Origin of the sequence: Kosakonia sp. MH5 (assembly GCF_009935945.1) — a bacterium.
GTDB lineage: Bacteria > Pseudomonadota > Gammaproteobacteria > Enterobacterales > Enterobacteriaceae > Kosakonia > Kosakonia radicincitans.
In genome coordinates this window covers 261697-276344 of record NZ_QODH01000008.1, presented here as the reverse complement: position 1 = coordinate 276344, position 14648 = coordinate 261697, and the positions used below count along the sequence as shown (strand labels likewise).

Here is a 14648-nt window from a genome sequence, read left to right as displayed (position 1 = left end):
CGGAAGTGAACGCTGAGCCAGGGGTAATTTAAAAGAATTTTGACACATTTGGTTACCATTCTAGTTAGTGTAGTCCGCAAATGCTGTCGTAAATCAACGTCTGATTTGCGACAGCCCGTAATCTATTGAACCACTGTTTCACTTAATAAGATGAGTCCCACCATGGAAAACAGGCTATTAAAGGCGAAAGCCACGTTACCTACTTACGATCGTAACAAACTGGTTCCACGCATTGTGCATTTGGGGTTTGGCGCGTTTCACCGTGCTCATCAGTCGGTGTATGCGGATATTCTGGCTGCAGAGCATGGCAGCGACTGGGGTTATTGCGAAGTCAATTTGATTGGCGGTGAGCAGCAGATTGCCGACCTCAAACAGCAGGATAATTTGTACACCGTGGCGGAAATGTCTGCCGACGCGTGGACAGCGCGGGTGGTTGGTGTGGCGAAACGCGCTCTTCACGCGCAGGTTGATGGCCTGGAAACTGTGCTGGCCGCCATGTGCGAGCCGCAGGTGACGATTGTCTCGCTGACCATTACCGAAAAAGGGTATTGCCACTCACCGGCGACTGGCGAACTGATGCTCGATCATCCGTTAATCGTTGGCGACCTGCAAAACCCGCAGCAGCCGAAATCCGCAGCTGGCGTGGTGGTGGAAGCGCTGGCGCGTCGCAAAGCGGCAGGGCTGGCGGCATTCAGTGTGATGTCCTGCGATAACATGCCGGAAAACGGCCACGTTACCCGCAATGTGGTGTGCGCTTATGCCCGTGCAGTGAATGCGGAGCTGGCAGACTGGATTGACGCCAACGTGACGTTCCCGTCGACCATGGTGGACCGTATTGTTCCGGCGGTAACGGCTGAAACGCTGGATAAAATCGAACAGCTTACCGGCGTGCGCGATCCGGCCGGTGTGGCCTGCGAACCGTTCCGCCAGTGGGTGATTGAAGATAACTTTGTCGCGGGGCGTCCGGCATGGGAAAAAGCGGGCGCCGAACTGGTTGCCGACGTCGTGCCGTTTGAAGAGATGAAACTGCGTATGCTGAACGGCAGCCACTCCTTCCTCGCTTATCTGGGCTACCTGGCCGGTTATCAGCACATCAACGAATGCATGGACGACGATAACTATCGCCGTGCGGCGCACGCGCTGATGCTGAAAGAGCAGGCGCCAACGCTGAAAGTGAAGGGCGTTGACCTTGCGCGTTACGCCGATCTGCTGATTGCGCGTTACAGCAACACTGCGCTGCGCCACCGTACCTGGCAGATCGCGATGGACGGTAGCCAGAAATTACCGCAGCGTATGCTCGATTCCGTACGTTGGCATTTAGCGCATCAGGATTCCTTTGCACTGCTGGCGCTGGGTGTGGCGGGCTGGATGCGCTACGTCGGCGGTATTGATGAACAAGGTCAGGCGATCGAAGTGTGCGATCCGCTGCTGACGGTGATTCAGGGCGCCGTTAACGCAAGCGCGGAAGGTGAAGCGCGCGTGCAGGCTCTGCTGGGCATCGAAGCGATTTTTGGCAACGAACTGCCGAAAGAAGCGGCTTTTGTGGCGCAGGTACAGAATGCGTATCGTTCACTGCTGGAGAAAGGGGCGAAAGCGACGGTGGCAGAATACGCCGCTGCGCTGTAAATCGTCGAAAGAATGCCGCCGGGGCGGCATTCTTTTTTGCCGTTATACGGGCATTTTCACCATTTTAGTGCAGACCAAGACGGATCAGTTCAACCGGTTCGAATTTACCTTCACAACCTTCCACTTCTACCGTTTTACTGCGGCGCAGTTGTGCGGCGTCCAGCCCGGCTGCGTGAATCGCAATGATTTTGCCGGTACGGCCCGTGCCATTAATCATTACGCGGCTGCCGGTAGTAATCGCATTACGGTTACGATCATAAGTCACCATGGTGGTTTCTCCTTGTTGATATCCAAAAAACGAAACGGGGCAGAAGATGTCCCCGCTACGGACGCCTTATAAATACGCTTCTGAGATGACAAGTTTTTGTTTTTGATCAACATCACACTTTTTTGCTGAAAAAATGTTTGGCATCACGCAATGACAAACACCTTAAATCAACCGGATATAGGTAAAAACCGCGCGTTTATTTCCCCGCTTCTATTTTCATTCATTAATGATAAAAAGCTTTTAAGATTTTCCTGATTATTACCTGCCGCGCGATAACGCGTACACTCTGTAACGATATGTTAGAGACTGTTTCGCTTTTTCTATTTTTAGCGCAGTGGAATCCTGCGCCGGGTTTCTTTTGAATAAAATATGGCGATCGTTTTTAAATAAAAATGAAGCGACAGAAGAGTGCGGGAAGCCTGGTTTTTGTCGGCAAGTGATGAAGGTCGACAGCATAATTTATCGCTGGCTATTCTGTACTGAACTTACTGTAAGTGACAACAGAATAAAGATATATCTGGAATTATCACGAATTGAAATTATTTCATTTAATGTCGTCTGTTTATTAACAAACAGGCGAAGAGTATGAACGTCTTTTATAAGATAGTTTTATTTTAACTCATTGATCTTGATGGTAATTTTAATGAATGCGAGATGTTTTATCGCTTCATTTTAATGGTGTTATAACGATACGGAATGGGGATGGCATAATGAAAAGTGAGGTTGTCAAGCAACAGGTGAGAAATCATCTTAAGTCGCTTAAACGCACAATTACGCATCTGCGCAAGAAATGGAAATATCGTCATAGCGGTGATTCGGATGTGTACTGGATTTCCCTTGGAGAAAATTGCCTGCCTGATGATATCCTTCGTCGGCACAACAGGAAATCGTTCAGTTCTATTTTTTCCTCCGGGCGATCTAATATAGAATATATTCTTCAGATGGAAAAAGATAATTACCAGAATTTACTGGACAAAACGCATCTGCAACATTTTCCTGATGGCGACCACTCTGTTGTACGCTCCACCTACTATAAGCATTGCGTTGGCCAGTACAGTGAAAGACATATGCTGGGATTTGAATTCACCCATCACGATCCCCTCAGCATTTCCGCTGATAAGCAGACATTCAAACGGCGTATTGAGCGTCAGCTCGCCTGGCGAGGAAATAAAAATTTTGTCTTCCTTTATCATCACCGCGTCACGGCGGATTCCGATCTTGCACTGCTAAGAGCTCATCTGAATGAACTGTTGTCGTTGTACAACGCGAAAGGCTGCGAGTGTGAAGTTGTGCTTTTCTATCAGAATATTGTCCCGCAGGAGACGCAGAAGCGTATCGATTTCACGCCGCATCACTCCGGCTTACTGGAGTTCGCCTGTCATACTCATGAGATCTGGGGCGGCGAGGATCAGGATACGTTCTGGGCGCGAAAGGATGACGCGCTTTTTACCGAGATGTTTGACACTGTTGATCGGTACAACCTGAGCAAAGGCGAATCCCGCCGTGAGCCGGCGCCGGTCGCTACGGACACCGGAATGCCGGTTTAAACGCTAACGCGAGAGGTATCTGAAAGGAGAGCGGTGAGCTACCGGTGAGGGTGGCTCACCCTCAGGTGTCTGTGACCGGCGAGGACGTTAATCCTCGCTGAACCAGTCGCGATTTTCCTGGCGAATGGTTTTTACTGATTCACTGATCTCCTGCAAGTGCAGGCTCATGGCGTGGTCGACTGCGTCAGGGTCACGTTTTTCCAGTGCGGAAAAGATATCCATGTGCTGGCGCAGCAGCATTTCCGGCGGCGAAACGTGGTCAAGGCTCATATAGCGTACGCGGTCGATGGTGGCTTTGATGTTTTCGATGGTATCCCATGCCAGCTGGCAATCGGCGATCAGCGCCAGCTTCTGGTGGAAATTGTCATCCAGCTCGAAAAAATCATTCAGTTGCTTGCGCTCGATGGCGGTGCGCTGCTGGTTGAGGTTTTGCTCAAGCTGATAGCAGGCACTGTCATCAATCAGCGTGGCGGCGCGGCGGGCAACGGCGCATTCGATAGCCTGGCGCACGAAGCAGCCATTACGCACCTGCGTCATGGAAATTTTGTTAACGTAACTGCCGCGCTGCGGGCGGATCTGGATCAGGCCGTTTTCCGCCAGCTTAATAAAGGCTTCACGCACCGGCTGGCGCGAAACGTCGAAACGCACCGACACCTCTTTTTCCGACAACGGCGTACCCGGTGGGATCAGGCAATGCACAATATCCCGCCGTAGAATGCGGTAAATTTGTTGATTTACGGGCTGTGTAGGGTTGAGTTGCGTTTCAGCGGCCATTCGCTCTTACTTTTTAAAGGGTTAACCCGGCTACCATACCATTTATTTACGGTACATCCCATACCCGGCCCGCAGGCCGGGTGGGAAATTTAACCCTGACGGTGAACGCTTAATCCCGCATACGTCTGGCTTACCGGCATCATCTCCAGGGTGTTGATGTTGACATGCTTCGGCAACGTCGCCACCCACCAGACCGCTTCGGTCACATCTTCAGGCGTCAGCGCAGTGGTATTCTCGTAGGTTTTTCCCGCTTTAGCGTCATCGCCTTTAAAGCGCACATTCGAAAACTCCGTACCGCCGACCAGACCTGGCTCAATATTGGTCACCCGCACTGCCGTACCGCTCAGATCGGTACGCAGGTTAAGGCTGAACTGACGCACAAACGCTTTGCTCGCGCCGTAGACGTTGCCACCTGCATACGGCCAGCTCCCCGCCGTTGAACCGATATTGATGATATGGCCGCGATTACGTTCCACCATGCCCGGCAGTACCGCGCGGGTCATATAAACCAGACCTTTGTTGTTGGTGTCGATCATCGTTTCCCAGTCATCAACGCTGGCTTTATGAGCGGGCTCAAGGCCCAGCGCCAGACCGGCATTGTTGACCAGCACATCAATGTCTCGCCACTGTGCTGGCAAGGAAGTCATCAACTCGTCAATTGCCGCACGGTTGCGAACGTCCAGTTGCGCGATATAGAGGTTATCCCCCAGCTCGTCTTTCAGCTCCTGTAAACGTTCCTGACGGCGACCTGTGGCGATCACTTTGTGGCCGTTCTGAATAAAACGACGTGTGATACCTTCGCCAAAACCTGCCGTTGCCCCGGTAACCAGAATAATCATCTCACTGTTCCTCAACGCTTTTTGTGGTGTTGAACCCTAGCATGACCGCATGTTTGCGGTAACACAAGTTATCCCGCCTTACAGTGTGGCAAAAAACGCACGCTTGTGCGGCAACAGAGAGAGAAATGATTGCGATGCGCGCAGCGGATGCCTACTCTGAAAAGATTCACTGTGTTCAGGAGCGAAACATGTCGGTTACCAATCCCTTTTTCTCTGCAAGCCCGCTGCCGTATCAGGCGCCACCGTTTGATGTGATTACTGATGAACACTATCGCCCGGCGTTTGACGAAGGCGTACGGCAAAAGCGCGCGGAGATCGCCGCCATTACGGCGAACCCGGCTGCCGCCGATTTTGACAATACGCTGCTGGCGCTGGAGCAGAGCGGCCACCTGCTGAATCAGGTGACCAGCGTCTTTTTCGCCATGACTTCCGCGCATACCAACGATTTTTTACAGCAACTTGATGAGGCGTTTTCCACGGAGCTGGCGGAACTGGCAAACGATATTTACCTTGATGATGCGTTGTTTGCCCGCGTGGAAAGCGTATGGCATCAACGTGAAGCGCTGGGGCTGGATGCAGAATCGTTGCGCCTTGTCGAAACGACGTATCAGAAGTTTGTCCTCGCAGGCGCGACGCTGAGCGCAGAAGATAAAACGACGCTGAAAGCGCTGAATACCGAAGCGGCGGCGCTGACCAGCCAGTTTAACCAGCGTTTGCTGGCCGCAGATAAAGCGGGCGGGCTGGTGGTGGATTATGTCCATCAACTCGATGGCTTAAGTGCCGAAGAGATCGCCTCGGCCGCCGAAGCGGCGAAGGCGAAAGGGCTGGAAAACCGCTGGCTGCTCTCTCTGCTCAATACCACTCAGCAACCGGCGCTCGCTGCGCTGCGCGATCGCCAGACCCGCGAAAATCTGTTTACCGCCAGTAGGCTGCGCACACAGCGAGGGGATGCCAATGATACCCGCGCGATAGTGCTGCGTCTGGTGCAGCTTCGCGCGCAGCAGGCGAAACTGCTGGGTTTTAACGATTTCGCCAGCTGGAAGATCGCCGATCAGATGGCCGGTACGCCGCAGGCTGCACTGACATTTATGCGCGATATCGCGCCTGCCGCCCGCGCGCGTGCCGAGCGGGAACTGGCTGACATTCAGCAGATGATTGACACCCAGCAGGGCGGCTTTACCGCGCAGGCCTGGGACTGGGCGTTCTATGCCGAGCAGGTTCGTCTGGCGAAATATGCGCTGGATGAATCGCAAATAAAACCCTATTTCGCCCTGAACTCTGTGCTCACGGACGGGGTGTTCTGGGCAGCGAGCGAGCTGTTTGGTATTCGGTTCAGCGAGCGTTTTGATATTCCGGTTTATCATCCGGATGTGCGCGTGTGGGAGATTTTCGATGCTGATGACCGCGGTCTGGCGCTGTTTTACGGCGATTACTACGCCCGCGACTCAAAAAGCGGCGGCGCGTGGATGGGCAATTTTGTTGAACAATCGACGCTGAATGGCACGCAGCCGGTGATCTATAACGTTTGTAACTACCAGAAACCGGCCGCAGGGCAGGCGGCGCTGCTGTCGTGGGATGAAGTGATTACGTTGTTCCATGAGTTTGGCCACACGCTGCATGGGCTATTTGCCAGCCAGCGTTACGCCACGCTTTCCGGCACTAATACGCCGCGCGATTTCGTTGAATTCCCTTCGCAAATCAATGAGCACTGGGCCAGCCAGCCGCAGGTTTTCGCTCACTACGCCCGCCATCATCAGAGCGGCGAGCCGATGCCGGAGGCGCTGCGCGAGAAAATGCTGCAAGCCACCCAGTTCAATAAAGGTTACGACATGACGGAACTGCTGAGCGCGGCGCTGCTCGACATGAACTGGCATGCGCTGGCCGATGGCGCAGGGGTGAATGATGTCGATGAGTTTGAACGTGAAGCTATTCGCAAGGAGCGGCTCGATCTGGCGGCGGTTCCGCCGCGCTATCGCAGCAGCTATTTCGCGCATATTTTTGGTGGCGGTTATGCGGCTGGCTATTACGCCTATTTATGGACGCAGATGCTGGCCGATGACGGCTATCAGTGGTTTGTGGAGCAGGGCGGTTTAACCCGTGAAAATGGGCAACGATTCCGCGAAGCCATCTTGTCGCGCGGCAACAGTAGCGATCTCGGTGAACTTTATCGGCAATGGCGCGGCCACGATCCGCAGATCGAGCCGATGCTGAAAAATCGCGGGTTAAGTGATTAATCACGGGCGGAAATGCTTTAAAAAGTTACATAACCCGCAGGGTTATTGACCTGTTTCCACGTGAGAAATACCGTAACAGATGGTGATGAATCCCCCTGCGCGGAGGGGCAACCAGTCAAACCTTTTTGGGGTATCGCGGGTTTCGTGGGCTGGCGCGAACTCACCGGGAGGCACCCGGCATCACCGTAAACTCCTCAGCCAGAGGCCTGCATCATCGGGCCTCTGGCTTTTTACTTTCCTCTCTTTTCACTGCGCTAACTGCCGCTTTTAGACCACTCAGTTGTTAAAGTGTGGGCTACCTCACATTTACTACCGTGGCGTTATGTCGTTCATTAAGCCAAATTAAAGGACCTGATTTGAACGTTAACATTCTGTGGCATAACCCAGGCATTCAGACAGTGACTGTGCTAATGTCGAATCAAATTTGAGCAACTGAGGTAACCGACATGACCAAAAATGTAGTGGTAATACGCGCCGGTGGTAAGGTTGAAAACGTGACCGTGGAAGACAACGCAAAATCGGTCACATTCAAAAATGAGCAAAGCTCATTTCTCGAAATCCCGATTGAGCCCTGGGAACTGGATGGCGAGACCTTCCTGGTTGCCCGTTTCTCCGATCTGGTGAGCCAACAGGAAACCGAACAGGCTATCCGGAAATTTTATTAATTAACGACCGCCTGAGGGCGGTTTTTTTTACGCCATGTCGCAGCCAGAATTGAACGTTAGCGTTTCGTGCAAATAGCGGAAAATAAAATGCGGGCAGTTTGTGCAGTTACCTGAATTATCATGCAGTATGCAAAATATAAAAATCAAAAGGGCCTCAACGAGGCCCATTTACATTACCGGTTTAGGCCAGCGTCTGCGGCGTGGCGTAGATATACAGGTTCTTGCCGTCAGTCTTGTTCCACATACTGAGCAAATTGCGCCATGCGGCTGTTGCCGCTCCTGGCAGAATGTGGTGAATAAAAACTTTTGACTGCTGCAAACCGGGCACTGAAATTTGAGATTGGGAATAACCCCTCCGGTCTGTGAAGTGGTGATTCGACGTTAACATATTCTTATTGCGCTGAAAGATATATCTTCAATAATTTCAATAGCAAAACGTTTCGCTGGCGCTTTTTTTATCGCCAGTTCAGCTTTGTTTAACCTTCATTGAGGCAGTAACTGCTAGTGTAGTCAGCACGGCGTTTACCCATCCCGTTGAGTGAACGTGCAGAATAATACAAAACTATCCATGCAAGCATTGACCGCCGATACGGCGGTTTTTTTTTGGGGCATAACGAAAAAGGCCCCTCACGCATTTACGTAAGGGGCCTTCCCGGTGGGGGATTATCGCTGTTCATCAGTCGTCCCATTTGTGACTAAAATAAGCAGCAAGGAATCCGGAAAAAAGAATCACTCCCAGTACTGCCATAAAGACATGCATATTTGCCATCATTTTAAACCTCCATCTAATTAACCAACTTGCCTCTCTTACCTTAATTATTTAGCCGCGATGGAGAGATAATAACCTGGTGAACCTCAATAAAGCCTGAATGGCGCGCGTTATTTCGCTGTTTCGGCAAACTTCTTGCGGTACATCGCCGGGGAGATGCCATATTGCTGATGAAAATGGTGGCGCAGCAACGCGGCATTACCAAATCCTGCCTGCCCGGCGACCAGATCAATACGCATGCGTGTTTGTTCAAGCAGCGTCTGAGCGCGCTGCAACCGCGCCTGTAAAATCCAGCGTGCCGGCGTGGTGCCTGTCGATTCCTGAAAGCGGCGTAAAAAGGTGCGCGGGCTCATGCCCACCCGTTGCGCCAGTGATGCCACGGTATGATTTTCCGCAAGTTGCTGGTGGAGAAAATCAAACAGCAGTCCCAACTGGCGGCTCTCGCGCGTGCGGGCGACCGGGCGGATAAGCTGCTGCGTCTGCGAACCATCGCGATGTGGCTGAACCACCAGTCTCCGGGCGACCATGTTCGCCGCCTCAAGACCAAAATCCTCACGGACCACGTGCAGGCAGAGATCAATCCCCGCCGCGCTGCCCGCGGACGTCATCACATTCCCTTCGTCGTAATAGAGCGCATCCTCCAGCACCACAATGGCCGGATAGCGCTCGCGCAGCCCATCGGTATAACGCCAGTGGGTGGTGGCTTTGCGCCCGTTTAACAGGCCAGCCGCCGCCAGCACAAACACCCCGGAACAGATGGAGATAATGCGGCAACCCCGTTGCCAGGCTTGCTGGAGCGCAGCGCACAAATCAGCCGGAACGGGCGACTCTGCCCCGCGCCATCCGGGCACGACAATGGTTTGCGCGTCGGCCAGCAGCTCCAGCCCGCCTTCAGCCGTTACACGAATACCGCCGGTCGCCCGCAGTTCTCCGGCATCCACTGCCGCAACGGCGAAGTGGTACCAGTTATCGCCCATTTCCGGGCGCGGCAGACCGAAGATCTCCACCGCGACGCCAAACTCAAAGGTGCAAAGCCCATCATAAGCGAGGGCAACAACACGGTGCGGTGCGGGGGGATGTCGTAATGTTGTCATTATCCTGGTGTTATCTGGCATAGAACGGTGCAGCTAAGTTGTCCTGTTTTGGTTAGATTACTGTTAACACAAACAAGGAGAAAGCACGATGAGCTACGTTACTGATTTTCCCGTCGCATCCCCTGAACAAGCCACCAGCCATTTTCTGCGCCGCCTGAGCGTTGAAACAGATTGCGCCGATGTGCATGACGCGATCACCCATGACGACAGAGATTTTGTCCTGCTGCATGTGGTTGGCAGCCCGGATGCCTTCGCTCGTCGTCACGTTCCCGGCGCGTTGCATCTGCCGCACAGCATGATGACTGCCGAACGCATGGCCGCCTGGCCGTCGGAGACGCTGTTTGTAGTCTACTGTGCCGGGCCGCACTGCAACGGTGCCGATCGCGCGGCGCTGAAACTGGCGCGGCTGGGACTACCGGTCAAAATCATGATCGGTGGCATCACCGGCTGGGAAGATGAAGGTTATGCCTTCGCCAGCGGGCAGAGCGAAGCGGATTTCTAGTCCTCTTTTTTCATCTTCATTACGTCATCATGAAACTCTCTCATGTATGGTGAAATTTTCTCTGTTGCTGCACTCTGCCCGGTGTGACATTTTATTTGGACATTTAGCCATCCAGAAGGCTAAAAATTCAAATAATGAATTATCACGCCGGGTAATCATCTGCTCCGGCGTTCGAGGAGAATAACCATGCAGCGACATCAGGCCCCTTTCCGCGCAGACGTAGTCGGCAGTTTCTTACGACCGGATGCCATCAAAAATGCCCGCCAGCAGTTTGCGCAGGGCGAGATCACCGCACAGCAGTTGCGCAGTGTCGAAGATGAGGCCATCCGTCATGTGGTTGAACAGCAGTGCGCCTGTGGTCTGCATGTGGTGACGGACGGGGAGTTTCGTCGCGCCTGGTGGCACTTTGATTTCTTCGACGGACTGGAAGGGGTTGAGCGTTACGATTCGGAGAAAGGTATTCAGTTTAACGGCGTACAAACCAAAGCCCACGGCGTACGTGTCACCGGCAAACTGCGTTTTGGCGATCACCCAATGCTGAATGATTTCCGCTATCTGAAAAGCATCAGCGGCAACGCGCAGCCGAAGATGACCATCCCCAGCCCGAGCGTGCTGCATTTCCGCGGCGGGCGTAAAGATATTGATGCGACCGTCTATCCGCAACTGGATGCCTATTTTGACGATCTGACGACCACCTGGCGCGATGCCATTCATGCTTTCTATGCCGCCGGTTGCCGTTATCTGCAACTGGATGACACCGTCTGGGCCTATCTGTGCTCTGACGATCAGCGTCGCCAGATCCGCGAACGCGGTGACGATCCGGATGAACTGGCGCGCATTTATGCCCGCGTACTCAATAAAGCGCTGGAAGGTAAGCCGGAGGATCTGACCATCGGGTTGCATGTCTGCCGCGGCAATTTCCGTTCGACCTGGATTTCCGAAGGCGGCTACGAGCCGGTGGCAGAAGTGCTGTTCGGCAGCGTCAATGTTGATGCTTTCTTCCTTGAATATGACAACGATCGTTCCGGGGATTTTGCACCGCTGCGCTTTGTTCGTCCGGGTAAACAGCAGGTGGTGTTGGGGCTTATTACCACTAAAAACGGCGAGCTGGAAAACCCGGAAGGGGTGAAAGCACGTATCGCGGAAGCGGCAAAATATGTGGATATCAACCAGATTTGCCTTAGCCCGCAGTGCGGTTTTGCTTCCACCGAAGAGGGCAACTCACTAACGCCGGAGCAGCAGTGGGACAAAGTGCGTCTGGTGACAAATATCGCCGCACAAGTGTGGTGAGTCGGTAAAGCGTTGTGAGTGCCTGATGGCGTGGCCGCCATCAGGCACCTGCTATTTATTGCGCTGGCACCGCGCCCCATTGCCGTACCTGCATCCCTTTCACCAGCATCAGCCATGCTATGCCAATGGTGACGATCAGGATCACAAACAGTGACCAGGCAGGCAGGGTGGTGAGAATGATCCCGGTCAGTAGCGGGTTCATCGCCGCACCCAGCCAGCCCAGCGCCTGGGCGGAAAAATAGGTGGCTTTCATCCCCGGCGGCGCGATGTTATCGATCAGCAAATATTCACCTGGCGCATAAATCACTTCGCCCAGCGTAAATACCGCGGCGGAGAGCCCCCACAACCATAAGTTGTTGCCGGAGAGCATAAATCCCACCAGCCCCACCACGAAGCAAAGTGTGCCGAACGCCATGAGCGGACGCAGGTTGGTCGCGGTCAGTTTGCGCCCGACAGCGTATTGCAGCGAAACCACGATAGCGGCGTTGACCGGCAGCACGACGGCCACCACTTTTTCCGCAAAATCGCTGTCCGCTACGGCCATCACGTACTGGGAAAGGCAGGAGGCGAAAGAGCCGCACACGAAGGAAGCAAGCAGGTTCGAGAGGGTAAACCAGCCGAGCGCTTTGTCTTTCAGCAGCACCGATGGCGACCAGGGAACCGCAGGCTCCATGCCGCTGCCCACGGCCACGCGGCGGACAAAAAACTGGATAAAGACCAGTGGGAATGCTGCGCAGACAGCCGCCAGCCAGAATGGCAGATTAATACTTTGCATCACCAGCAGCGTGCCCAGCGGCGGGCCGACGGTCCAGCCGATGTTGAGAAAGGTGTAGTTAAGCGAAAAGACCTTCGCTTTCGCCGTCGGCGTGAGCGTATCGGCAAAATAGGCTTTCAGCACCGTGGAGAAGACCGAATAAGCGCAGTTGATCAGGGCGAAAAAGAGCACAACCAGCCCGGCGTGATGCGTCAGCGGGATGGCAGCAAAACCGGTGATAAAGGCGACGATCGCCAGCAACATATAGCGTTTTTTATCGAACTTATCCGCCAGCATGCCGAAACCAAGGCTGAAGACAACGCCGATAGTCAGCGCGACGGACATGGCATAACCGACCTGATCGACGGCCATGCCGTACTGGCGATTAAGATAGATGGTCATAAACGGCAGCGTTGCGCCGCGACCAATGGTTAATAACAGAGAGGACGCCAGTAGTGCGACGGTGGATCGTGTTTGTGGTGTGGTCATGTTTTGCCCGACATGCTGGTTGTTATAGTTTTTTGTGATGTATACAGCAATAACATGCATAAACCGCTATGTACAACGGCTGATTTAGCGACAAATGCCTAAACTGACCTACCGAATTTAATGATCTGTCGCTGTACTATTTTTTACGTTAACGTAACTTTTTTACAAAAGTTGAAACTACAGGGGCGAAGAATGACGCGTAAAGATGTACTACTGGCAATGCTGGTGGTCGTGGCGTGGGGGCTGAATTTTGTGGTGATCAAAGTTGGCCTGCACAGTATGCCGCCGTTGATGTTGGCAGGTTTACGCTTTGTGTTAGTGGCGTTCCCGGCAATTTTGTTCGTCGCGCGGCCCAACATTCCGCTGCGTTTGTTGCTGGGTTACGGGCTGACGATCAGTTTCGGTCAGTTCGCCTTTCTGTTTTGCGCCATCAAATTTGGCATGCCTGCCGGGCTGGCATCGCTGGTATTACAGGCGCAGGCCTTTTTCACCATTATTCTCGGCGCGGGTGTCTTTGGCGAGCGGCTGCAATCAAAACAGCTGGTCGGCATTTCGCTGGCGGTACTGGGGGTGCTGGTGTTGATCGAATCGAGTCTTAATGGTCAGCACATTCCGCTGGTGGGCTTTGTGCTGACACTGGCGGCGGCGTTCAGTTGGGCCTGTGGCAATATCTTCAACAAAAAAATCATGCAGCACAGCTCACGACCAGCGGTGATGTCGCTGGTGGTATGGAGCGCCTTAATTCCGATTGTGCCGTTTATGATTGCTTCTCTGGTGTTCGACGGTCCGGCGTTGATGCTGCGAAGCCTGGTGAGTATTGATACCACCACGCTGCTGTCGCTGGTCTATCTGGCGTTTGTCGCGACCATCATCGGCTACGGCATCTGGGGTTCACTGCTGGGGCGCTATGAAACCTGGCGCGTCGCGCCGCTGTCGCTGCTGGTGCCGGTCGTCGGCATGGCGAGCGCGGCAATTCTGTTGGGCGAAACCTTATCGGCCCTGCAGCTGGCAGGCGCAGTGCTGGTGATGGGCGGTCTGTATATCAACGTTTTTGGTTTTCGTCTGCGCCGTGCGGTACAGGCCTAATACACTGCGGTTTGTCGGGAAAGGGCTAATCAGGCAGGGAATAAAAAAAAGCCCCGCTTATGCGGGGCAAAACGATTAGCCGTGCTGATTGTAATAGGGCACGCCTAATACGTCGGATTTGTCACTGCCCACACCCATATGGTTAAAGTCATACGGCGATGTTTGTTGGGGGGCGGGTAAAATCATCGCGTCGCGGGAATCCTGCGGTGCCGGATGATTGAATTGTTCCGCATAACTCTGGCCGGAAAACAGAACCATCAGCGTGATGGCGGCACAGGCAATACGTTTCATACATTCCTCGATACGTCTTTAAAACAGGCGATAATTAACAAGCATGGTTTAGCGGGTAGAGATACCTTGATTCAGCAGGCATATCTGTCACGCGGAATTTATGCGGCGGCACGTCAAAATAGTTTTTGAACGTGCGGGTCAGGGTTTGTTGCGATTCAAACCCATAACGTTCCGCCAGATACAGGATCGGTTCGTTGCTCTCCTTGAGCTTTTGCGCAATTTCCGTCAGCTTGCGGCTGCGAATGTATTGGCCCAGCGAATGACCGGTCTCTTTTTTAAACATCCGTTGCAGGTGCCACTTGGAGTAACCTGAACGTTCTGACACTTTTTCCAGTGACAGCGGCGATTCCAGGTTATCCTCGATCCAGTCCAAAATGCTATGAATGGTGATAGCGTCAGTATTGCGTCTGGACATCGTCA

15 protein-coding genes are annotated in these 14648 nt (G+C 53.4%); 7 read left to right on the top strand and 8 right to left on the bottom strand.

Annotated elements, in window-relative coordinates; genetic code table 11:
• Positions 1–162: 162 nt before the first annotated feature.
• Complete coding sequence (locus DK872_RS20645) at positions 163–1626, top strand: mannitol dehydrogenase family protein (protein ID WP_149288844.1); 1464 nt, start codon at positions 163–165, stop codon at positions 1624–1626.
• A gap of 64 nt (positions 1627–1690) precedes the next feature.
• On the opposite strand, the gene ydfZ is transcribed toward DK872_RS20645, so the two are convergent.
• Positions 1691–1894, bottom strand: a complete 204-nt coding sequence (gene ydfZ, locus DK872_RS20640; protein WP_007374899.1) for a putative selenium delivery protein YdfZ — start codon at positions 1892–1894, stop codon at positions 1691–1693.
• Positions 1895–2541: 647 nt separating this feature from the next.
• Between ydfZ and DK872_RS20635 the strand changes: the two genes are divergently transcribed.
• On the top strand, positions 2542–3441 hold the full coding sequence (locus DK872_RS20635) for a DUF1796 family putative cysteine peptidase (protein ID WP_354000862.1): 900 nt from the start codon (positions 2542–2544) through the stop codon (positions 3439–3441).
• Between the two features lie 87 nt (positions 3442–3528).
• Here DK872_RS20635 and DK872_RS20630 read toward each other — a convergent pair whose 3' ends face one another.
• On the bottom strand, positions 3529–4215 hold the full coding sequence (locus DK872_RS20630; protein ID WP_007374902.1) for a GntR family transcriptional regulator: 687 nt from the start codon (positions 4213–4215) through the stop codon (positions 3529–3531).
• A gap of 89 nt (positions 4216–4304) precedes the next feature.
• Positions 4305–5054: a bifunctional NADP-dependent 3-hydroxy acid dehydrogenase/3-hydroxypropionate dehydrogenase YdfG gene (gene ydfG, locus DK872_RS20625; RefSeq protein WP_149288842.1), complete on the bottom strand. Its 750-nt coding sequence runs from the start codon at positions 5052–5054 to the stop codon at positions 4305–4307.
• A gap of 188 nt (positions 5055–5242) precedes the next feature.
• Between ydfG and dcp the strand changes: the two genes are divergently transcribed.
• On the top strand, positions 5243–7288 hold the full coding sequence (gene dcp, locus DK872_RS20620) for a peptidyl-dipeptidase Dcp (protein ID WP_161518776.1): 2046 nt from the start codon (positions 5243–5245) through the stop codon (positions 7286–7288).
• 446 nt (positions 7289–7734) lie between these two features.
• Positions 7735–7953: a hypothetical protein gene (locus DK872_RS20615; protein WP_007374905.1), complete on the top strand. Its 219-nt coding sequence runs from the start codon at positions 7735–7737 to the stop codon at positions 7951–7953.
• Positions 7954–8629: 676 nt separating this feature from the next.
• On the opposite strand, the gene mgtS is transcribed toward DK872_RS20615, so the two are convergent.
• Both mgtS and ftrA read right to left on the bottom strand, forming a co-directional pair.
• Complete coding sequence (gene mgtS / locus DK872_RS20610) at positions 8630–8725, bottom strand: protein MgtS (protein ID WP_035885781.1); 96 nt, start codon at positions 8723–8725, stop codon at positions 8630–8632.
• A gap of 107 nt (positions 8726–8832) precedes the next feature.
• On the bottom strand, positions 8833–9837 hold the full coding sequence (gene ftrA, locus DK872_RS20605; RefSeq protein ID WP_035943427.1) for a transcriptional regulator FtrA: 1005 nt from the start codon (positions 9835–9837) through the stop codon (positions 8833–8835).
• 67 nt (positions 9838–9904) lie between these two features.
• Between ftrA and DK872_RS20600 the strand changes: the two genes are divergently transcribed.
• Positions 9905–10318: a rhodanese-like domain-containing protein gene (locus DK872_RS20600; protein ID WP_071920745.1), complete on the top strand. Its 414-nt coding sequence runs from the start codon at positions 9905–9907 to the stop codon at positions 10316–10318.
• Positions 10319–10504: 186 nt separating this feature from the next.
• The gene (locus DK872_RS20595; RefSeq protein WP_079517974.1) at positions 10505–11608 is read left to right on the top strand and encodes a cobalamin-independent methionine synthase II family protein; all 1104 of its coding nucleotides are present in this window, start codon (positions 10505–10507) and stop codon (positions 11606–11608) included.
• Between the two features lie 55 nt (positions 11609–11663).
• On the opposite strand, the gene ydeE is transcribed toward DK872_RS20595, so the two are convergent.
• Positions 11664–12851, bottom strand: a complete 1188-nt coding sequence (gene ydeE, locus DK872_RS20590; RefSeq protein WP_071921849.1) for an efflux MFS transporter YdeE — start codon at positions 12849–12851, stop codon at positions 11664–11666.
• Positions 12852–13043: 192 nt separating this feature from the next.
• Between ydeE and eamA the strand changes: the two genes are divergently transcribed.
• Entirely contained in the window at positions 13044–13937 is an 894-nt protein-coding gene (eamA, locus tag DK872_RS20585; protein ID WP_007374912.1) for an O-acetylserine/cysteine exporter, read from the top strand.
• Positions 13938–14012: 75 nt separating this feature from the next.
• Here eamA and marB read toward each other — a convergent pair whose 3' ends face one another.
• Together marB and marA are read right to left on the bottom strand one after the other, a co-directional pair.
• Positions 14013–14228 carry a multiple antibiotic resistance protein MarB gene (gene marB / locus DK872_RS20580; RefSeq protein WP_071920746.1) on the bottom strand — a complete coding sequence of 72 codons (216 nt, stop codon included), beginning with the start codon at positions 14226–14228 and terminating at the stop codon, positions 14013–14015.
• A gap of 34 nt (positions 14229–14262) precedes the next feature.
• A complete protein-coding gene (gene marA / locus DK872_RS20575; RefSeq protein ID WP_007374914.1) occupies positions 14263–14643 on the bottom strand; it encodes an MDR efflux pump AcrAB transcriptional activator MarA in 381 nt (126 codons plus the stop codon).
• Between the last annotated feature and the right edge of the window lie 5 nt (positions 14644–14648).